The organism is Devosia neptuniae (assembly GCF_025452235.1).
GTDB lineage: Bacteria > Pseudomonadota > Alphaproteobacteria > Rhizobiales > Devosiaceae > Devosia.
In genome coordinates this window covers 1,799,068-1,820,608 of record NZ_CP104965.1, presented here as the reverse complement: position 1 = coordinate 1,820,608, position 21,541 = coordinate 1,799,068, and the positions used below count along the sequence as shown (strand labels likewise).

General features: G+C 63.4%; 14 protein-coding genes. 5 read left to right on the top strand and 9 right to left on the bottom strand.

Translation table 11 applies throughout. The features are described 5' to 3' along the window. Window positions 1–3: 3 nt before the first annotated feature. Together N8A98_RS11745 and N8A98_RS11740 are read right to left on the bottom strand one after the other, a co-directional pair. Window positions 4–1,965 carry a 3-hydroxyacyl-CoA dehydrogenase NAD-binding domain-containing protein gene (locus N8A98_RS11745; protein ID WP_262171526.1) on the bottom strand — a complete coding sequence of 654 codons (1,962 nt, stop codon included), beginning with the start codon at window positions 1,963–1,965 and terminating at the stop codon, window positions 4–6. 44 nt (window positions 1,966–2,009) lie between these two features. Beyond that, window positions 2,010–4,475 (bottom strand): acyl-CoA dehydrogenase, encoded by a 2,466-nt coding sequence (locus tag N8A98_RS11740; RefSeq protein ID WP_262171524.1) that lies wholly within the window; start codon window positions 4,473–4,475, stop codon window positions 2,010–2,012. Between the two features lie 276 nt (window positions 4,476–4,751). Between N8A98_RS11740 and N8A98_RS11735 the strand changes: the two genes are divergently transcribed. After that, window positions 4,752–6,464 (top strand): long-chain-fatty-acid--CoA ligase, encoded by a 1,713-nt coding sequence (locus tag N8A98_RS11735; RefSeq protein ID WP_262171523.1) that lies wholly within the window; start codon window positions 4,752–4,754, stop codon window positions 6,462–6,464. Continuing rightward, window positions 6,461–6,853 carry a MerR family DNA-binding protein gene (locus N8A98_RS11730; protein ID WP_262171521.1) on the top strand — a complete coding sequence of 131 codons (393 nt, stop codon included), beginning with the start codon at window positions 6,461–6,463 and terminating at the stop codon, window positions 6,851–6,853. The genes N8A98_RS11735 and N8A98_RS11730 overlap by 4 nt, the downstream gene beginning before the upstream one ends. A gap of 5 nt (window positions 6,854–6,858) precedes the next feature. Here N8A98_RS11730 and N8A98_RS11725 read toward each other — a convergent pair whose 3' ends face one another. From N8A98_RS11725 to N8A98_RS11700, 6 genes are all read right to left on the bottom strand, one after another. Continuing rightward, entirely contained in the window at window positions 6,859–7,155 is a 297-nt protein-coding gene (locus N8A98_RS11725) for a UvrB/UvrC motif-containing protein (RefSeq protein ID WP_262171520.1), read from the bottom strand. A gap of 40 nt (window positions 7,156–7,195) precedes the next feature. Beyond that, window positions 7,196–8,773, bottom strand: coding sequence for a cisplatin damage response ATP-dependent DNA ligase (locus tag N8A98_RS11720; protein ID WP_262171518.1), 1,578 nt, complete (start codon window positions 8,771–8,773; stop codon window positions 7,196–7,198). After that, window positions 8,770–9,774, bottom strand: coding sequence for a ligase-associated DNA damage response exonuclease (locus tag N8A98_RS11715; RefSeq protein ID WP_262171516.1), 1,005 nt, complete (start codon window positions 9,772–9,774; stop codon window positions 8,770–8,772). The genes N8A98_RS11720 and N8A98_RS11715 overlap by 4 nt, the downstream gene beginning before the upstream one ends. A gap of 234 nt (window positions 9,775–10,008) precedes the next feature. Next, window positions 10,009–12,915, bottom strand: a complete 2,907-nt coding sequence (locus N8A98_RS11710; protein ID WP_262171515.1) for an insulinase family protein — start codon at window positions 12,913–12,915, stop codon at window positions 10,009–10,011. Window positions 12,916–12,998: 83 nt separating this feature from the next. Beyond that, the gene (locus N8A98_RS11705; protein ID WP_262171513.1) at window positions 12,999–13,913 is read right to left on the bottom strand and encodes an alpha/beta fold hydrolase; all 915 of its coding nucleotides are present in this window, start codon (window positions 13,911–13,913) and stop codon (window positions 12,999–13,001) included. A 66-nt stretch (window positions 13,914–13,979) separates the two neighbouring features. Continuing rightward, on the bottom strand, window positions 13,980–14,654 hold the full coding sequence (locus tag N8A98_RS11700; RefSeq protein WP_262171512.1) for a GntR family transcriptional regulator: 675 nt from the start codon (window positions 14,652–14,654) through the stop codon (window positions 13,980–13,982). A 244-nt stretch (window positions 14,655–14,898) separates the two neighbouring features. Between N8A98_RS11700 and N8A98_RS11695 the strand changes: the two genes are divergently transcribed. Then, entirely contained in the window at window positions 14,899–16,179 is a 1,281-nt protein-coding gene (locus N8A98_RS11695) for a Gfo/Idh/MocA family oxidoreductase (RefSeq protein ID WP_262171510.1), read from the top strand. A 180-nt stretch (window positions 16,180–16,359) separates the two neighbouring features. Further along, window positions 16,360–17,868: a helicase HerA domain-containing protein gene (locus tag N8A98_RS11690; protein ID WP_262171509.1), complete on the top strand. Its 1,509-nt coding sequence runs from the start codon at window positions 16,360–16,362 to the stop codon at window positions 17,866–17,868. A gap of 115 nt (window positions 17,869–17,983) precedes the next feature. Here the strand turns inward: N8A98_RS11690 and N8A98_RS11685 are convergent, their stop codons facing one another. Then, on the bottom strand, window positions 17,984–18,847 hold the full coding sequence (locus N8A98_RS11685) for an aldose 1-epimerase family protein (RefSeq protein WP_262171508.1): 864 nt from the start codon (window positions 18,845–18,847) through the stop codon (window positions 17,984–17,986). Between the two features lie 125 nt (window positions 18,848–18,972). On the opposite strand from N8A98_RS11685, the gene hrpB reads away from it, so the two are divergent. Continuing rightward, the gene (gene hrpB, locus N8A98_RS11680) at window positions 18,973–21,420 is read left to right on the top strand and encodes an ATP-dependent helicase HrpB (RefSeq protein ID WP_262171507.1); all 2,448 of its coding nucleotides are present in this window, start codon (window positions 18,973–18,975) and stop codon (window positions 21,418–21,420) included. The last annotated feature ends 121 nt before the right edge of the window (window positions 21,421–21,541 follow it).

The following is a 21,541-nucleotide window of genomic DNA, read 5'->3' as shown; positions in this document are numbered from 1 at the left end:
GTCTCAAGCCCTCCCATCCGCACGTGCTTTGAGGGGGCCACCGAGGAACGGCGCAAAGCCCGTCCCCAGGATCACCCCGATATCGGCCAGGCCTGCATTGGCGACCACGCCCTCGGCCACTACCACTTCGGTTGTATCGACTAGCGGCTGCACCAGCTCACGCCCCAGCCCGGCCAGGTCGGCATGGGGCGGCGTCTCGCCCTTTTGCGCCTTGCCATCGACCCATTTGTAAAAGCCTTCGCCAGTCTTGCGCCCGAGCTTACCCGCGCTCACCAGCCCGGCAAATTTGGACTCCGCCGGCACCGCCTGCCCCAATTCCCGCGCCACCGATTGCCCCACATCGAGTCCAACCGTGTCCATCAGCTCGATGGGTCCCATCGGCATGCCGAAGGCCACCGCGGCAGCATCCAGCAATTCCTTGCTCTCGCCCGCCTCAACCCGCTTCACCGCGCCCAGCATGTAGGGCATCAGCACCCGGTTGACGAGGAACCCCGGCGCCGACTTGACCACCACCGGCGACTTGCCGATCGCCAGCGCAAAACCCGCGCCCTTGCCGATTTCCGCATCGGAATTGAACGTGGACCTTATCACCTCCACCAGCGGCAGCTGCGCCACCGGATTAAAGAAATGCAGCCCGATCAGCCGCGCCGGGTCCTTCAGCCCCTCGGCAATCCGCTCCAATTCAATCGATGATGTATTGGTTGCCAGAATGGCGCCGGGCTTGAGCTGATCCTCGATCCCGCTGAAAATCGCCTGCTTGACCTCAAGCTTTTCCACCACCGCCTCGATGATCACATCGGCCCGCGCCACGCCCTTGCCTTTGGGGTCCGCTTCAAGCCGCAGCATGGCCGTATCGACCTCGCGCTTGCTCTTGAGGCGCTTCTTGAACAGCGCCTTGCCTCGCTCCAGCGCCGGCTTGATGCGCTCCATCTCGATATCCTGCAGCGTCACTGCCATGCCGCGCAGGGCGCACCAGGCCGCAATATCGCCGCCCATCACCCCCGCCCCGATCACATGCACCCGCGCGAACTTGGCGCCCTTAGCGCCCTGTTTCTTGAGGCTCTCGGAGGCAAAAAACACCCGGCGCAGATTGGTCGCGGTCTCCGTGCCCATCAGCGGCACGAAAGCGTCGATCTCCCCCCGGCTCATCGCCTGCCAATCATTGCCATGCGCCTCGAACAGGTCGATCAGCGCAAACGGGGCGGGATAATGCGCCTTGTTCGCCTTCTTGCTCGCCTGCTCGCGCATCTTGCTCGCCACATAGCCGCGGATCGGCCCCATCGCCATCAAGCGCTTGACCGGCGCCGCGGCGACGCTCTTGCGCTTCTGCAACACCGCCTTGCGCCCCTCCCAGGCCAGCATGTCGCGATGCCGCACGAGTTTATCGACCAGGTTCAAGCCCCGCGCCGCACCGGCTTTCAGCATCTTGCCCGTCAGCATGATCTGCATGGCATCGACCGGCCCCGCCTGCCTTATCGAGCGCCCCGTGCCACCAAAGCCGGGAAAAATCCCCAGATTCACTTCCGGAAACCCGATCCGCGTCTTCTCGTCATTGACCGCGATGCGATAGTGACACGCCAGCGCCAGCTCCAGCCCGCCGCCAAGGCAAAAGCCGTGTATCCCCGCCACCACCGGCACTTTGAGCTTTTCGATCCGCGTAAACAGCGCATGCGTGCGCTTCAGCGCCTCCGGGAGCACCGAAAAATCGCTCATCGCATCGAATTCGCTGACATCGGCCCCGGCAATGAACCCGCTATCCTTGCCGCTGAGCAGGATCACCCCGATTACTTCGCCCGAGCTCGCCAGGTCCTCGATCCGCGCCACCAGCGTTTCGAGCTCCATGATCGCCTCGCGGCTGAGCGTATTGACCCCCGCCCCCTGCGTGTTGATCGTCAGCCAGCCCAGCCTTTCCACATCGGTGTGAAAGCTCCAATGCTTGGTCACCGTCTCCTGCAGCGCAATCATCTTGCCTCCTCAAATCGTTTGGCTTGTCGCCATATTCCGCCGGCTTACTCGGCCGCCCGCTTATGCTCCGCCGCCAGTTCATCGGCCGCAAAATCATCCACCTTCACCACCCGGTCGGTCGCCTCATCCGCCGCCCGCATGATCCCCGCTTCATTCTCATTGAGCACCCCGGCCGCCACGGCATCGGCAATCGCATCGCGATCCAGCCGCCGCTCGATCACGCCCTTGCGCGCCGCCTTGACGAACCGCGCCTCGATCTCCTCGGCCTCGGTCACCTTGAGCAACCCGTCTTCCAGAACGCCGGTTACATCATTGGGGTCCATCGATACGAACACGCCTGTGGTCAGCCGGTCACGAAACGCCCCCGGCCGCAGCACGGCCCGCACGAAGCGGTAATTTACCCGGTCACTGGCGGGTCTCGCATGCCGTCCCAGCGGGAAGCACAGGAACCGCATAGCATTGGCCAGCAGCCCATTGGGGAAATTGGCAAATACCTCGCCAAAGGTCCGCTCCATCGCCGCGATCCGGTCCGCCAGAATCGCATCGACCAGCTCGCGATCCTCGACCAAGCGCCCCTCTTCCTCAAACCGCTTCAGCACGGCCGACATCAGATAGAGCTCGCCCAGAATATCGGCCATCCGCCCGGAAATCTTCTGCTTGCGCTTGAGCGCCCCGCCGAGCACCACCGTGGTCCAATCGGCCACGAGGGCAAAATCCTGGCTGTAGCGATGCAGCTTGCAATACCAATGCCCCATTTCCGACTGCGCGGGCGCCGAGGCAAAAGCTCCATTGCTCACCCCATGCACGAAACTGGCCGCAATATTGCGCAGCATGAATTTGGTATGCCCGCCAAAGGCCAGATCGAACTGGTCGAGCCCGGCCGCCTTGTCGGGATTCTGCGCCGCCGCAATTTCCTTATAAAGGAAGGGATGCGCCCGCAGCACGCCCTGCGCAAAGGTCATCAGCGTGCGCGTCAATATATTGGCGCCCTCCACCGTGATGGCCACCGGCGTCGCCATATAGCCACCGAACAGGTAATTGCCCGGCCCGTCCTGAATGGCCCGCCCACCATGAATATCGAAGGCATCATCCACGCTCTCGCGCATGGCCTCCGTGGTGCGATATTTGAGCAGCGCCGAAATCACCGCCGGCCGTTGCCCCTCATCCACCATGGAAGCCGTCAGCCGCCGGCTCGCTTCATAGGTATAGGCACGCTTGACCATTTCCCCGAGCGGTTCGGCCACGCCCTCCATAATCCCCACCGGAATGCCGAACTGCCGCCGGATGCGCGCATAGGCCGAACTCACCCGCAAAGCCTGCTTGATCGAGGTCGTCCCAATCGCCGGCAGCGAAATCGCCCGCCCAGTGGAGAGACACTCCATCAGCATGCGCCAGCCCTGCCCGGCCCGGTCCACGCCACCGATCAAAAACTCCATGGGAATGAACACATCCGTACCGCGCGTCGGCCCATTCATGAAAGCCTGCCGCGCCGGAAAATGCCGCCGCCCGATTTCAACACCCGGGTGATCGCGCGGCACCAGCGCCAGCGTGATACCGATCTCTTCGCCCTTGCCCAGCAGATTATCCGGGTCCTTGAGGATGAAGGCCAGGCCCACCAGCGTGGCGATCGGCGCCAGCGTAATGTAGCGCTTGTCCCAACTCAGCCTGATGCCCAACACTTCGGCGCCCTGATAGGTCCCCTTGGTGACAATGCCGATATCGCGCATGCCACCGGCATCCGACCCCGAATGCACGCCGGTCAGCGCAAAGCACGGCACTTCAAGACCCTTGGCCAGCCGTCCGAGATATTTGTCCTTCTGGCTCTGCGTGCCGTATTTTTCTAGCAACTCGCCCGGCCCGAGCGAATTGGGCACCATGACAGTGATCCCCGCCGCCACCGACCGGCTCGAAATCTTGGAAACGATCATCGACTGCGCCTGCGCGCCAAAGCCCAGCCCGCCATATTCCTTGGCAATCAGCATGCCGAGGAACCCCTTGTCCTTGAGGAACTGCCAGACCTCGGGCGACAGATCAGCGCGATTGTTGCGCGTGTCCCAATCGTCGATCATGGCACAGACCTCATTGGTCGGCCCGTCGATAAAGGCCTGCTCCTCCGCCGTTAGCGTCAGCGGCCGAATATCGGTCAGCTTGCTCCAGTCCGGCTTGCCGGAAAACAATTCCGCATCCCAGCCGATTGTGCCGGCATCCAGCGCATCCTGCTCGGTCTTGCTGACCTTCGGCAAAATCGATTTGACCGCCCCATAGACCGGCCGCGTTAGCACCGGCTTGCGAATGGCCTCAACGCTGAGCAGCAACAACACCGCGCCCGGCACCAGCGCCAGCAACAGGCCGCCAAACCCGCCATCGAGCGACAGCCCGCTGCCGCCCACATCGAGCCGGCTCAGCAGCCCGATCACCAGCACCGCCACGCCCCAATGCCAGAGCGGGCTTTCCCGCCAGGCCAGCACGCCAAAAATAATGAGGCTGATCACGAAAAGCGCAAGTGTCACGGCGGCCTCCTCCCAAAACGTCAGACCGTTTCCCGGTCCTCCGGTTTCCTGCTGGGCCTGCCGCGCTCAAACCATAGCGCACCATATCCCCAGTGTTGAGGCCGCACTTTACCGTTCTTTACGTAAACGTCAACTAACGACACATTACGTTCACGTAAGCCGAGGTCGCGGCCTATGTTCAAAATCCTCCGTCACCCCTTTGACGCTAACGTAAAGCCATGGAATACTGCGTGATAAGGGCAAAGCCCAAGCCGAACGGCACGAGGAGGGACATTGATGGACCAGCGGAACGAGCGGGCAATGCGCCCCTGGATCGCCAGCTACCCCGATGGCATTGCCTGGGACGTCAAGATCGATACCCGCCCGGTGCACGAACAAGTGCTGGCCGCCTGCGCCAAAAACCCCCTCGCCACGGCGCTCGATTTCATGGGTGGCACTACCAGTTTTGGCGAACTGGCCCGCAAGATCACCGCCTTTGCCGGCGCGCTGCAGACCCAGTTCGGAGTCAAAAAGGGCAGCCGCGTGGCCATCATGCTGCCCAATACCCCCTTCTACCCCATCGCCTATTACGGCGTGCTGCGGGCCGGCGGCATCGTGGTCAATTGCAACCCGCTCTATACCGTCAAGGAACTCAGTCACATCACCGCCAATGCCGGCGCCGATCTGCTGATCACCCTCGATCTGCAGCAGATTTTCGAAAAGGCCGAACAGCTGGTCCAGCTCGGCCATGTCAAATCGCTGGTGGTCTGCCACTTCCCCGACGCGCTGCCGCTACCCAAGAAAATCCTCTATTCCATCGCCAAGCGCAAAGACCTCGCCAAGCTGCGCAAATCCCCGGTCCGCGACCGCATCGCCGCCTTCAACGAATTGATCGACCGCAAGGAAACCCCCAGCGCCGTCGTTATCGATCCCTATAAGGACATCGCCGTCCAGCAATATACCGGCGGCACCACTGGCGTGCCCAAGGGGGCCCTGCTCAGCCACGCCAATATCGCCGCCAATATGAGCCAGATCGACCAATGGGGATGCGGGCTGTTCTACCCGCCCGCCAAGGTCGTGGCCGTGCTGCCCTTCTTCCACATCTTCGCCATGACGGTCTGCATGAACGTGCCGCTCTGCAATGGCACCCAGGTGGTCATGCTGCCCCGCTTCGAGCTCAAGGCGCTACTCGACCTCTTCGCCCGCACCAAGGCCAATGTGCTGCCTGCCGTGCCCACCCTGCTCTCGGCCATAGCCCGCGCCGAAGACCCCAATATTTCCGCCAAGCTGGCGAGCCTTGAAGTCGCCATTTCTGGCGGCGCCGCTCTGCCCAATGAAATCCGCGCCAATTTCGCCAAAAAATCCAAGGCGCTGCTGGCGGAAGGCTATGGCCTCACAGAGGCTTCGCCCGTGGTCTGCTGCGCCGCCCTGCGCGTGCCGAGCAAACCCCTCTCCATTGGCCTGCCTCTCCCCGGCACCGATATTCGCTTCGTCGATATCGACAACAGGGAAGTCGCCGCCATTGGCGAGAATGGCGAGCTTGAAGTCCGCGGCCCCCAGGTCATGACCGGCTATTTCAACAATGACGAAGCCAATGGGGAAGCCTTCCACGATGGCTGGCTGCGCACCGGCGATGTCGGCCATATGGACGAAGACGGCTATGTCTTCCTAGTCGATCGCACCAAGGACCTCATCATCTGCTCGGGCTTCAACGTATATCCCCGCATTATCGAGGAAGCGCTGATGACTCATGAGGCGGTCGAAGAAAACAATGTCATCGGCGTACCCGACGAATATCGCGGCGAGGCCCCCGTCGCCTATATCAAGCTCAAATCCGGCAAATCGGTCACCGATACCGAACTCAAACTGTTCCTCGCCGACAAACTCAACAAGATCGAAATGCCGCGCGAAATCATCTTCAAGGATGCCCTGCCCAAGACTCTGATCGGCAAGCTCAGCAAAAAAGAGCTGCGCGAGGACTACGCCGCCACCAAGGCCAAAAAATCGTGAACCGCCCAGAGCCTGACAGCCGCGATCTCTTTGCCATTGCCGATCTGGCAAAGGAATTCGGCATTTCCACCCGCGCCATCCGCTTTTACGAAGCCAAGGGCCTACTCGCCCCCGAGCGCGTCGGCGCCACCCGCATCTTCCGCCGCCGCGACCGCGCCCGCCTCATCCTCATCCTGCGCGGCAAGCGCCTCGGCTTCTCCCTCCGCGACATCTCCGACTATCTCAGCCTCTACGACGCCGACCGCAGCCAGCAAGTCAGCCTCCTCATCGGCAAGGTCGACGAACGCCTCGCCTCCCTGCAAGCCCAGCTCTCGGACCTGCAGACGACGATCAGCGAACTCAAGGAAATCAAGAAACTCGCCGACGAACGTATCAAGCAGGCGGGATAGGCGTCCTACCGCCCGCCTCGCGGTTTCACATTCTTGGTCAAAAAATCCGGCTTTTTCGGCTTCACCCAGCCCTTGGGCGGCTGCCGCACCGGCACTTGCGTGCCCAGCCCCATAGCGCCGGGCGGCGGCTGACTGACGGTGACACTCACCGCCCCATCCTCGCTCACCACCGGCGTCTCCCCCTTGAGCCGCGCAATCTCATTGCGGAGCGCCGCGGCCTGCTCGAAATCCATCGCCTCGGCCGCCGCCGCCATCTGCTTCTCCAGCGCCACCAGCCGCAAATGATTGGATCGCGATGACATTGTTTTGCTCTCCTGGTTATCCAGCCCGCAGGGTCTTTGGCTAAGTCGCTCCAATAAAAACAGCCATATCCTCCAGCGTCCCTGCCTCCGCCGCCGGCTTGTCCCAGCGGATCCGGCTGATCCGTGGAAACCGCAGCGCCACGCCCGACTTGTGCCGGCTCGACACTTGCGCGGAGTCAAATGCCACCTCGAACACCAGTTCCTTGCGAACCTCCCGCACCGGCCCGAACGAGGCCAATGTATTGGCCCGGATCCACTTGTCGAGCAGCTTCAATTCCTCATCGGTGAAGCCGAAATAGGCCTTGCCGATCGGCACGATCTCGTTCCCCTTCCACACGCCAAACGTATAGTCCGAATAAAACGAACTCCGCTTGCCATGCCCGCGCTGCGCATACATCAGCACGGCATCGACCACATTGGGGTCGCGCTTCCACTTGAACCAATAGCCTTTGGGTCGACCCGGCACATAAGGCGAGGTGCGGAGCTTGATCATCACCCCCTCATGCCCGTGCTCGTCCGCCCCCTGCCGCCGCAGCCTCGCCAGGTCGTCCCAATCGGCGAACGGCAGCACCTCGGACAGGTCCAGCCGCGTCTGCGGATTGGCCGCGAACCACGCCTCGAGCCGCTTGCGGCGCTCCGTCCATCCCAGCACCCGCACATCCTCGCGCCCATCGAACAGCATGTCATAAACGCGAATAAACGCGGGTGATTCCTTGAGATGCTTGGCCGACGCCACCTTCTTGTTCAGCCGCTGTTGCAGGTCGTTGAACGAACCCGGCTCGAAATCCCGCCCCACCAGCAGTTCTCCGTCGAGCACCGCCAGCCCATGCACATTCTCGACAATGTCGGGAAATGCCGTCGCGATATCATCGCCCGTGCGCGAAAACAGCGACACCGTCCCCCCGCCCAACACCAGTTGCACCCGAATGCCGTCCCACTTCCACTCGGCCGAGAAATCCCTGGGGTCGAGCTTGGCGAGGTCCTTTTCCTCGTTGATCGGATTGCTCAGCATCAAGGGATGAAACCGCGCCGATTGATCGATATCCGGCCGCCCCGCTCTGCCATCAAGCCAGGCGAAGAGGTCGAGATAAGGCACCTTGAGCCCGTGCCAGACTTCCTCGATTTCCTGCACCTCGACGCCACTCATCTCGGCTAACGCCGTCTTGGCCAGCCGCGCCGACACGCCAATGCGCAGCGCCCCCGTCGCCAGCTTCACCAGCGCCCAGCGCTCATTGATCCCCGCCCGCGTCAGCAGCGAGGCGATCAATTTGGGCAATTCGCTCTTGGAGGTCGTATTGAACAGCTCGATCAGATCGGTCAGCGACGGCAGATCTTCCTGCGCCCCATGATGCGGCCAGATCAGCGCAATCGTTTCGCCCAGGTCTCCAACATAATCGTAGCTCATGGCGAACAGCGTCGCGTCCACCTCGGCCAGCACGGTTTCCTTGAGCAAAGCCGGCTTCACATTGCGAAAGCTCAACGCCCCGGTCAGCACCGCCAGCGCAAAGCCCCGGTCCGGGTCGGGCACCTCGCGAAAATACTGCGTCAGCGCGGCCAGCTTTCGCGTCCGCGACGGCGTCAGCGCCAAGAGCTCCAGCAATTGGGCAAACCGCTTCACGCCTCGCCCTCCCCGCCATCGTCCTCAAAACCCTGGATATTGAGCGGTTCGGCTGTCAGCCCTTGCGTCTGGCACCAATAGACCAGCGCATCCTCCCGCCCATGCGTCACCCACACGGTTTCGGCTTGAGTCTCGCGGATCGTCTGCTGCAATTCTCCCCAGTCGCAATGGTCCGAAATCACCAGCGGCAATTCCACCAGCGCCTGTCTTGCGCGTTGTTTCACACTCATCCAACCCGAGGCCTGGCAGGTCACCGGATCGGGAAACCGCCGGCTCCAGCGGTCGCGAATAGCCGAGGGCGGCGCCATCACGATCTGCCCGGCAAAAGCCGCCTTGGGCACATCCAGCGCCGGCCGCAATTCCCGCAGGCTCACGCCCAGTTCCTCATAAAGCGCACAGAGCCGGAGCATCGCGCCATGCAGATAAATCGGCGCGTCATAACCCGCATCCCGCAATAGCGCGATTACCCGCTGGGCTTTGCCCAGCGCATAACAGCCGATCAGATGGGCCCGCTCGGGATTGTCCGCCACCGATTTCAGCAGTCGCCCGATTTCAACGCTCGGCGACGGATGCTGAAACACCGGCAGCCCAAACGTCGCCTCGGTGACCAGCAGGTCACATTCCACCAGCTCATAAGCCTGCGCCGTCCGGTCTCTGAGGCGCTTGTAATCCCCGGTCACCACCACCCGCTGCCCGGCCTGCTCCACCAGCACCTGCGCCGAACCCAGAATATGCCCCGCCGGATGCAGCGTGATCGTCACTTCATCGATCCGCAATGGCACGCCAAAATCCAGCGGCTCGAACCGCCCGGCACAATCCTCGCCATACCGCGTCTTCATGATGGCAATCGTATCGGGCGTCGCCAGCACCGCCCCATGCCCCGCCCGCGCATGGTCCGCATGCCCATGGGTAACAATCGCCCGCTCCCGCGGCACGCTCGGATCGATATAGGCATCGATCGCCTTTATATGCAGATTTCGATCGAGGATCGGACTGGCCATGGCGCGATGATAACGCAAGGCGGGCAGACCTGGTTCAGATTCTGACACAACCCCATCAGTCATCATCCCTCGCCCCTTGTGGGAGAGGGACAGATCATCCTGCGTTCAGCAGAATGATCAGGGTGAGGGGTTCTGCCATCCCATGCCAGAAGCTCAGAAAAACACCCCTCATCCGCCCTACGGGCACCTTCTCCCACAAGGGGAGAAGGAAGCAGTGGGCGCTAAACCGCTTCCTCAAAGCACCTTGCTGACCTTCAACAGTCCCGGCCGCGTCTCATTGGCTGCGGTGATTGCCGCTTCTCCGCCCAGCACCACGACATGGCCGTGCCGCGCCACCGCGTCCACCGCCTCGGCCAGTCGCTTGAAATCAGCTGCACTTGTGCCCAAAACCTCATCGCGCCGCTGCTGCCGGATTGCATCCGTCGTCCCCGTCAACTGCCGCCACATCGAGGAATACCCCTTGGCATCGGGGAATTCGTAGCCGTCGATATCCCCGATCACCCCGATGATCGAACGCGTCAGATCGTTCTCGCCAATCCCGGCGTTCAGCGCCTTGGCCGCCCCATCATAGGCATCCAGCGTCTTGAGCAGATTGGGATCACGATAGGACAGAAACGAGAAATTGCCCGAGGTCAGGTCAAACCGGCTCGAGCCGCCATAGGCCCCGCCCTGCACCCGCACCTTGTCCCATAAATAAGTGGTGTTCAAAAACTTCAGCACCACGCTGGAAGCGCCGGTCAGCTCGAACCCGAGCGCCCGCAGGTTAGCGCCCTTGCCCACATAATTGACCTGCGCCGGAATGATCAGCCCTTCCGACTTGGGCGCGAGGTCCACCGACCAATCGGCAAAGGCCGGCGTGCCATTGGGCAGCCGCCCGAGGAAGCTCCCGATCTCCACCTTGGCTCGATCCCATAGCGAACCATCGGCCGTGACATTGACCACCATATGCCCGCGCTGGAACAGCGTATCGCGAATGCGCACCAGCGCCGCTTCCACACTGGCCCAATCGCTATCGATCCGCTGCACCAATTCGCGCAGAAAGCCCAGATAGCTGACGCCACCCGATTGCTCGGCAATCCAGCCTGCCTCGGTCAGCCCGGATTTCAGCCTGGTGTCGACAATGGCATTGCCCCCCGGCACCAGCCGCGTCTCGAACCCGGCCTTTTCCTCCAGCGCCATCTGGCGGAACCGCTCGCGATTATCCAGCCGCGCATCGAGCAGCACATCGCCCATAATGGCGAGCATTTCCTCATGCTTGTCCGGCACGGCCTTGCCCGACAGGAAAAACCACGCCGCGCTGCCATCGCTCCCCTGCCGAGCCGAGAGGCCCCGATGCTGCGCAATCCCGCCCGTCGCGCGCCCGATCCGCTGCGTCAGCGATACGAAATCCTGTTTGCTCGTCCCGGTCTGCAACAATGCCCGTCCAAACAGCGGCAGATAGGGCAGAAGCTCCTTGTCCAGCACATGCAGGTCAAAGCCCAGATCGAGATAGACGATCCCCAGCGTGGGCAGGTCATGATAAAACAGCCTGGTATCGGCCAGCGTGCCGATGTCGATCGGCACCGTCCGGCTTTCGCGTGGCAGATCTGCCAGTGTCAGCGTCGGAATCTTGGCCAGTTCCGCCGGATCATCCACGCTTTCCTGCAAGGCCTTGAGCTTTTCAGTCTCGGCCACCACCGCTGCCAGCGCTACCTCGTCCAGCCCTTGCCGCACAGCGGCCAGCTTCGCCACTTCTTCGGCTGCTTCGCGCGCCCCCTGGTCGGGATCCGCGCTCAGCGTCACCGTGGTTCGGTGGGTATTGTCGAGGAAGAGCCGGGAAATCTCCCTGGCGAAATGTCCCTCTGCCGCCTTGGCCTTGAGGCTCGCCAGCGGACCTTCGAAAGCCAGCGGCTCCAGCGGGTCCCCGCCATGCAGCCAGCCATTCATGGCGGTGAACATATAGGTCATGCCACGCGGGTAAGATCCGGTATTGTTCTCGCGCAGCGAGAACTCGAATGTATTGATCGCCGCTTCCAGCTGGTCCTCGGCAAACCCCTTGTCGGCGACATCTTTGAGCGTCGACAGGATCAGCGCCTCGACCTTTTCGGCATCCGCCGCATCGATCCCCTTCATGCCGAAACTCGCCATCGGCTGGCGCAGGCCCGAGCCAATGCCGCCTCCGGTCATGCCTTCGCCAAGCCCCGATTCGGTCAGCGCCTTGCGGAGGGGGGCCGCGGGATTCCCCGCCAGCAGATAGCTCAGCATGGAATGGCTCAGTGCTTCGGTGCGGTCCGCCGGCGGATCGATCATCCAGTTGACCGACACCATGCCATCCCGCGCCTTGCCCTCGCTTTTGGGCCCGGCATAGGTGGCCACGATCTGCCGCGGCGCATTGAACCGCGGCTGCAACTGCACCTCGGCATCCACGTCCAGCCGTTCGAACTGGCTGAAATATTCGTCGAGGATGGCGAGGCGCTTGCCCGCATCATCATCCCCCGAGAAAAACGCCCGCGTATTGGACGGATGATAGAAGGTGTCGTGAAATTCCTTGAACTGCCGATAGGTCAGCTCGGGAATGGCCTTGGGATCGCCGCCGGACGATTTACCATAGGTGATATCGGGATAAAGTGAGCGCTGGCTGAGATCGCGCATCACCGCGTCGGGCGAGGAAAACACGCCCTTCATCTCATTGAACACCACACCCTTATAAACCAGCGGCGCCTGCACATTTTCCAGTTCGTAATGCCAGCCTTCCTGGCGGAACGTGTCTTCGCTGATCAGCGGAAAAAACACCGCATCGAGATACACATCGACGAGGTTGTAAAAGTCCTTGAGATTCTGGCTGGCCACCGGATAGGCGGTCTTGTCCGGAAATGTCATGGCATTGAGGAATGTGTGCATGCTGCCCTTGAGCAGTTCCACAAACGGCTTCTTGACCGGATATTTGCGCGATCCGCACAGCACCGAATGCTCCAGAATATGCGCAATCCCGGTCGAATCCTGCGGCGGCGTCTTGAAGGTTACGCCGAACACCTTGTTTTCATCGTCATTGACGAGGCTGAGCACCTCCGCCCCGGTCTTTTTGTGCCGGAACAATTGCGCCTGCGAATTGACCTCCGCGATATGCTCGTCACGGATCAGCTCGAATGCGGGATGGGACATAAGGAATACTCGGCAGGGTTCTTATCGATTGCCTCCAAGGTAGGCACCCCTACCCCGATCCGCCAGCCCCCGCTGCCACTCCATTACGCATTTGTAACGCGGTCCGCCCAGACCCGTCCGAGAAAGTCCCGGATCAGCGGCACCATGTCGTCAAGGCTGGTCTCCAGCGCCCAATGGCCGGCATCGAGCAGATGCAGCTCGCTCCGCGGCAGGTCGCGCTGATAGGCGCGTGCGGATTCCTCGGGCATATAGCCGTCCTGCGGCCCCCACAGGATCAGCGCCGGCGGCTGGTGCTGGCGCAGATAGGACTGGTAACGCCCGAACCAGTCCAGGTTCTGCTCCAGCCCCTTGATGATATCCACCATGATGGCCTTGCGCCGCGGCGTCATCAGCGACCAGTGATAGAGCCAGAGTTCGGGCGGCAGGGTTTCGGCCAGTTCGGGCCGCAGCGCATTGAGATATTCTTCCCTGAACCCCTCCTGGCTCACCGCATCTTCGATGGCCTTGCCGTGCTCGGGACTCTTGTCGGCGAAATAGGCCTTGAGCCCCCCATATTTGGGGCCCAGCACGTCCTCGTAGATGTCCCCGTTCTGAATGATCAGCCCGGCAATCCATTCGGGCCGCAAGATGGCCAGGCGCAGCCCGATCTGCGATCCGAAATCGTGCAGGTAAAGCACCAGCCGCTGCACGCCCAGCCTCTCGGCAAAGCGCTCCAGAAACCGCGCATAGCCGTCAAAGCTATAATCGAACCCTTCCGGGGTGGCGCTCAATCCCTGCCCGGGAAAATCCGGCGCCAGCAGCCGGTAGCGGTCGGCCAGCGCCGGCATCAGCCCGCGAAACTCCATCGACGAGCCGGGATAGCCATGCGGCAAGAGCAGGACCGGGCCATCGGCCGGCCCCGCCTCGCGATAAAAAACATCGACCCCATCGACGTCCATGCGCCGATGCTTGGTCAACCGGTCAAGATTACGCCGCTCGGCCTGCCAGCTCTCGCTCATGTCGGTTCTCCTTGCCTGTCTCAACGACAGACCCCCGACATGGTTCAGCGTGGCTGGCCCCGAGGCCTATTCGAAATAATCCGGGAAATCCTCGATCGTCTGGGTCAGCAGCACTTCGGCGCGTTCCAGATGTTCGCGCATAGCCTGCTCGGCCGCCGCCACATCGGCCTTGCCCACCGCAGCGGCAATTTCCTTGTGCTCGGCAATGGCGCGCTGGCTCGAGGAGACGCCCAGCGTCAGATAGCGCACCCGATCGAGCTGGATCTTGTGATCGTCGATCAACTGCCACGCATATTCCACACCCGCCAGCCGGGCGAGCGTACGATGAAACAATTCATCCAGCGTATGAAACGCCGCCCGGTCATTGGCCGCCGAGGCCTTTTCCTGATCGGCGATCAACCCGTTGAGCACGGCCAGGGCATCCTTGCCCGGCTTGGCCGCCACCCGCCGAATGATCTCGACCTCGATGGATTCGCGGATGAACCGCGATTGCCGCACCCCGTCGGGCGAGATTTTCTTGACCACGGTGGCCCGCTTGGGCCGGATCAGCAGCAATCCCTGCTGCGCCAGGCGGATAAAGGCCTCGCGCACCGGCTGGCGCGACACCCCATAGCGCCCCGCAATATCGCTTTCGGAAATCACATCGCCCGGCCGCAGGGCCATGGTGACAATCTCGTCGCGCAATGCGCGCACCACGCGCAGCGCAATGGTTTCCTCGTTCGTTTCCAGCACCTGGGCCATCGTCTCGTTGTTTCTCCCCAACCATGCCTGCTTTGATCGCGCCCAATTCCCCCAATCGGCCGCGATCCACAGGTTTTTGGTCTTTTGCCTGCCCGGCCCGTCTACCGGCCCCTCAATGGAGGACGGAGCTTCCCACTCTCAAAATAATCAAAAGAACTAGTGCCCCTCGCAATCTTGTATGGTAGATGCTTCGTCGTTGCCTGTCCATGGGCGCAATAATCGCATCGAGACTGGAGAAAATCGAATGGCCAAGACCTATGCACTGGTGGGAACCGGGGGTCGGGCGCGGATGTTTTATGAAGCCATCCTGGGTCCTCATCGCGAACATTCCCGGCTCGTCGCGCTCTGCGACACCAACCAGGTCCGCATGGATTACACCAATCGCGCGATCGAAAAAGAGCTGTCCGGCAAGGCCGTCCCCACCTACAAGGCCGCCGACTTTGCCACGATGATCGCCGAGGCCAAGCCCGATACCGTCATCGTCACCTCAATCGATCGCACCCACCACCAATATATCATTGCGGCGCTCGAAGCCGGCTGTGACGTCATCACCGAAAAGCCGATGACCACCGATCCCGAAAAGTGCCAGGCCATCCTGGACGCGGTCGAGCGGACCGGCCGTTCGGTGCGGGTGACCTTCAATTACCGTTACGCCCCGCATAATTCTGCCCTGCGCGAACTGATCGCCGAAGGCGCCATCGGCACCCCGACTTCGGTGCATTTCGAATGGCTGCTCGACACCCGCCACGGCGCCGACTATTTCCGCCGCTGGCACCGCGATAAGCGCAATAGTGGCGGCCTGATGGTCCACAAATCGACCCACCATTTCGACCTCGTGAATTTCTGGCTCGGCAGCCAGCCCGACACGGTCTTTGCCATGGGCGATCTCAAATTCTACGGCCGCGCCAATGCCGAGGAGCGCGGGGTATTCACCCCCTATACCCGCACCACCGGCGTCGAAGCGGCCAAGGATGATCCCTTCGCCATCGACCTCACCGCCAACCCGGTCCAGAAGGGCCTTTATTGGGACGGCGAAAAGGAAGACGGCTACCAGCGCGACCAGAACGTGTTTGGCGACGGCATCTCCATCGAGGATACGATGAATGTCATGGTCCGCTACCGCAACAAGGCGGTGATGACCTATTCGCTCTATGCCTATGCCCCCTGGGAAGGCTTCAACGTCGCCATCAACGGCACCGGCGGGCGCCTCGAGCTGATGGTGCGCGAAACCTCCTACATCAATGCCGGCTCCACCTCGACCGCCGAAGGCGCCGCCAAGGGTATCGATCTCTATCACTTCCCCCTGCACGGCGAAGCCCGCGTCATCCCGATCAAGCATGCTGAAGGCGGGCATGGCGGCGGCGACAATATCATGCTCAACGAAATCTTCGGCGACGCCACGCCCAGGCCCGGCTATGGCGCCAACCATCGCGACGGCGCGCTATCGATCCTGACCGGCATCGCCGCCAACCAGTCCTTCGCCACCGGCCTGCCGGTGGACGTGCGCAAACTGGTTCGCTTCTGAACCACGAGGGCCCGGCACGCTTTTGTGCCGGGCCCTTATGCATTCCACGCGAGCCAGAGCGCATCGCCCTGTGAAATTCCCGGCCAGCCCTACCCCCGCGCGCCCAAAATCATGCTAACGCTAGGTCAACCATCTGCCTGAGTCTCCGACCGAGACGTGACTGGCCGGCCTGGAGATTTGATGAAGGTAGCAATCGACATGGGCGCGACGACGGGGTCTGCGCCCGCCACGCTCGATCTCGAGGAATTGCTGGCCACGCGCCTTTTGGTGCAGGGCAATTCCGGCTCCGGCAAATCCCATTTGCTGCGCCGTCTGCTCGAGCAATCCGCTCCCTGGGTGCAGCAATGCATTGTCGATCCCGAGGGCGATTTCGTCACCCTGGCCGATAAATTCGGCCATGTCGTGGTCGATGCCACCCGCACCGAAGCCGAACTCACCCGCATTGCCGGCCGCATCCGCCAGCACCGCGTCTCCGTCGTGCTCAATCTTGAAGGCCTCGACGTCGAGCAGCAAATGCGCGCCGCCGCCGCCTTCCTCGGCGGCATGTTCGATGCCGATCGCGATTTCTGGTATCCCGTCCTCGTCGTCGTCGACGAAGCCCAACTCTTTGCCCCCTCCGTGGCCGGCGAAGTCAGTGACGAAGCCCGCAAACTCTCGCTCGGCGCCATGACCAATCTCATGTGCCGCGGCCGCAAGCGGGGTCTGGCCGGTGTCATCGCCACCCAGCGCCTCGCCAAGCTGGCCAAAAACGTCGCCGCCGAGGCCAGTAACTTCCTCATGGGCCGCACCTTCCTCGATATCGACATGGCCCGCGCCGCCGATCTCCTGGGTATGGAAAAGCGCCAGGCCGAGCAGTTCCGCGATCTGGCTCGCGGCCATTTCGTCGCCCTCGGCCCCGCCATTTCCCGCCGCCCCATGCCGGTCACCATCGGCGCGGTCGAAACCTCGGCCCGCTCCACCAGCCCCAAGCTGACCCCCTTCGAAGCGCCAGTTGACGCTGCCGACCTGATCTTCACCGCCAGCCCCGAAGAGATCGTCCGGCCCGTGGTGCGCCGCCCGGCCCCACCACCGCCGCCCTCGACCAATGAGCTGCTGGCCCAGGTCGCCCGCGCCCGCCCCGAAGTGGAAGCTGCGCCGCAAAGCCTGTTCCCCGAGATCGACGAGGCCGAACGCGAAAGCCAGATCGACGCCATCATGGTCGAGTTGCTCGGCGATCCCGACGCCAGCTTCCGCACCGTCGCCGTGCTCTATCAGGATTTTCTTGTCCGCTGCCGCATCCGCCGCGTCCCCGGCGAGCCACCGGCTCTGCCGGCTTTCAAGCGCAAGCTCGCCGTCGCCCGCGTCGCCCCCGACACCGAAACCGCCCAATCCGATGGCTGGCAGACCGCGCTATCGCTATCCGAAACCCTCTCCGATGACGTGCAGGGCGTCTTCCTCGTGCTGGCCCAAGCCGCCCTCACCAATGCCCCCTGCCCCTCCGACGCAACCCTGGCGCGCCTTTACGGCACCCATTCGGCCAGCCGCGCCAGGCGCCTCCTCACCTGGTTCGAAGAACGGGGCCTCCTTGTCGTGCGCCTCGACTTCCGCAACAACCGCGTCGTCGCCTTCCCCGACCTCAACGCCGAAACCGCTGCCGGCGACCCCAACGGCCCCGACACCATGGTGGACGAACGCGGCGCAGCCGAGTAGGCGCCTCTTTCTCCCCTCGCCCCTTGAGGGAGAGGGACAGTAATTTCTTCGTCCAGAAGAAATTACAGGGTGAGGGGTTGGGAGCTAGCCCATGCTTCAATGCTGAAGCAAAAACCTACCCCACCTCCGCCACAAACCGATACCGCCCCGTCTCCCCGGCCCCCAACACCACCGTCGACGGCCGCGCCTCGATCCCGTCCCCGCGTCCAACAGCCGCCGCCGTGCCATGCCACGGCTCAAGACACAAAAACGGCGCATCCGCCTGTTTGCTCCAGAACGCCAGGTTCGGCAAATTCTCCCAGGTCAGGTGCACTTGCGCGCCCTCGGCGCCATAGCGCAGCCCACTCCCCGCCCCTTCTAAAAAGATCATCGTGTCGCCGGTAAACCGGCTCCGGTCCAGCGCCAGCACGCCATCCACAAATGGCGAGGGTCGCGGCTGCGGATCGACCAGCCCACCTTCGAGCCGCGCCAAAGCCGGCGACCCGCCGCTATCGAGCCGGATCGTGTGATCCTGCCCTTCGCAGCCCGGTAGCGGCCACAGAAAGGCCGGATGAAACCCGATGCCAAACGGCATCGGCCGAGTGTCCCTGTTGGTTACCTCCGCCGTCACCGCTATCGCTGATCCCACAACCCGGTGCTCCAGGCTGAGCACAAAGTCGAACGGATAGATCGACCGGGTGGCCTGGCTCGCCGTCAGCTCGAACCGGCAAAAATCACTGCCGCTCTCGGTCAGCGCAAATTCACTCCGCCGCGCAAAACCATGCTGCCCCATCGGATAGCGCACGCCCCCGATACTGACATGATCCTCCGGCGCCTTTCCCACAATGGGAAACAGGATCGGCGACCGCCCGGTCCAGAACGCGGCATCGCCATTCCACAACCAATCCCGCCCATCCCGCGTCGTCAGCGACTGCATCTCGGCCCCAAGCGCGGAAACCTCGACGCTCAAATGCTCATTGCCGATCCTGATATTGCTCATGCCGCACTCCTGAATACCCACGCACGCTACCCGCACCCCCACTCGCCCGCAATCCGTCAGTCCGCCCCTCCCACTTGTGGGGCGGGTAACGTTGGGGGTAAGCCTCCGCCAACCCGGAGCTCCGCTTGTCCCTGCCGCCCCTGCCCATCGACGACGCCCTCCCCGCCCTCCTGACGGCCCTGGCGCAGAGCCCCTATGCCGTCCTCGTCGCCCCACCCGGCGCCGGCAAAACCACCCGTGTCCCCCTCGCCCTCCTTTCTGCCCCCTGGCGCCAGGACAATCGCATTATCGTCCTCGAACCCCGGCGCCTGGCCGCCCGCGCCGCCGCCGGCCAGATGGCCCGCCTCCTCGGCGAGGAAGTCGGAGAAACCGTGGGCTACCGCGTCCGCATGGACACCCGCATCACCGCCAAAACTCGCGTGGAAATCGTCACCGAAGGCGTCTTCACCCGCATGCTGCTCGACGATCCCGAATTGACCGGCATTGCCGCCGTGCTGTTCGACGAGTTCCACGAACGCAGCCTCGATGGCGATCTGGGCCTTGCCCTCACGCTGGACGCCGCAGCCCTCCGCCCCGATCTGCGCGTCCTCGTCATGTCCGCCACCATCGAAGGCGGAAAGGTCGCCACCCTGCTCGACAATGCCCCCATCATCGAAAGTCTGGGCCGCGCCTTCCCGGTAGAAACGCACTACGCCGAGCCCGACCCGCTCCAGCGCCTCGAAGACCAAGTCAGCGCGGCCATTCTCGCCGCCCTGCGCGGGCACGATGGTTCCGCCCTCGTCTTCCTGCCCGGCCAGGGCGAAATCACCCGCGTCGCCGAACGCCTCGCCCCCCGCGTTCCCGCCAATATTGATATCGCCCCCCTGTACGGCCAGCTCACCCCAGCCGAGCAGGATCGCGCCATCCGCCCCGCCGAACCCGGCCGCCGCAAGGTGGTCCTCGCCACCTCCATTGCCGAAACCTCCCTGACCATCGATGGCGTCCGCATCGTCATCGACAGCGGCTTCCGCCGCGTCTCTGCATATGAACCGGCGACTGGGTTGAGCACTCTGCAAACCCGCCGCGTCTCCCGCGCCGGCGCCGACCAACGCCGCGGCCGCGCCGGCCGCACCAGTCCGGGCGTCGCCATCCGCCTGTGGAACGAGGGCCAGACCGCCGCGCTCGAACCCTTCGACACCCCCGAAATTCTCGCTGCGGACCTTGCCGGTTTCGCCCTCGATCTCGCCGCCTGGGGCATCACGACACCGAGCGCCCTGCGCTTCCTCGACGCCCCACCCGCCCCCGCCTGGGCCGAAGCCACCGCGCTGCTGCAACGCCTCGACGCCATCGACTCCACCGGCCACCTAACCGCCGATGGCAAAGCCCTCGCCCGCCTGCCGCTCCATCCACGTCTGGCCCATATGGTGGTCGCCGCCGCCCTCGAAGACGATGCCCAAACCGCCGCCGAACTCGCCGTGCTCATCGGCGAACGGGGCCTGGGCGGGGACAGCACCGATCTCAGCCACCGCCTCGACCGCTTCCGTACTGACCGCTCCAAACGCGCCAGTGATGCCCGCGCCATGGCCCAGCGCTGGGCCAAGCTCGCCGGCGGCAAGTCTGGCGGCAATCTCCCCGCCGGCCACCACCTGGCCCGCGCCTTCCCCGACCGCATCGCCCAGGCGGCCGGCCCCCGCGGAAAATTCCGCCTCGCCAATGGTCGCCAGGCCAGCCTCGAGCAAACCGATGCCCTCGCCAGCGCCCCCTTCCTCGTCGTCACCGACCTGACCGGCGCCGCCGCCAATTCCCGCATCCGCGCCGCCGCGCCGCTCTCCCGTGACGATCTCGAAACCCTCTTTGCCCAACACATCACGACCGAGACCACCCTCGCCTTCGACGAAGCCTCCTCCGCCGTCCGCGCCCGCCGCATCAAACACCTCGACGCCCTACGCCTCGCCGACGACCCCGCCCCGGTCGAAGACCTGGAGGCCGCCGCGCGACTCCTCGCAGAAGCCGCTATCAGGCGCGGCCCCGACGCTCTCCCCTGGTCCAAGGATCAACGCGCCCTGCGCGCCCGCGCCAGCTTCCTGCACCACTCCATCGGCGCCCCTTGGCCCGACCTCTCCGCCGACGCCCTCGCCACCAGCACCGATTGGCTCGCCCCCCATCTCTTGGGCGAAACCCGCCTCGCCGCCATCACTGCCGAACACCTCGGCGCCGCCCTCGACAGTCTCCTGCCCTGGTCCGAACGCCAGCAGATCGATACGCTCCTCCCCAGCCATTTCGCCGCCCCCTCCGGCAGCCACCTCCCCATCGACTACGCCGCCGAAAACGGCCCGGCGCTGGAAGTCCGCGTGCAGGAACTCTTCGGACTCGACCGCCACCCCTCGATCGCCAACGGCAAAATCCCCCTCCTCCTCATCCTCCTCTCCCCCGCCCACCGCCCCATCCAGACCACAAGAGACCTCCCCGGCTTCTGGCGCGGTTCCTGGAAAGACGTCGCCAAGGATTTAAAGGGGAGATACCCAAGACATTTCTGGCCCGAAGACCCAATCAACGCAGCAGCAACTGCGAGGGCAAAGCCACGAGGCACATAGTAAGGACGCGGGGCGCACGAGGCCGAGAGCCCCTCTTCCCCTCGCCCCTTGAGGGAGAGGGACGGCATTTCTGCGTTCAGCAGAAATGCCAGGGTGAGGGGTTCTGCGCCCGCCCATGCTT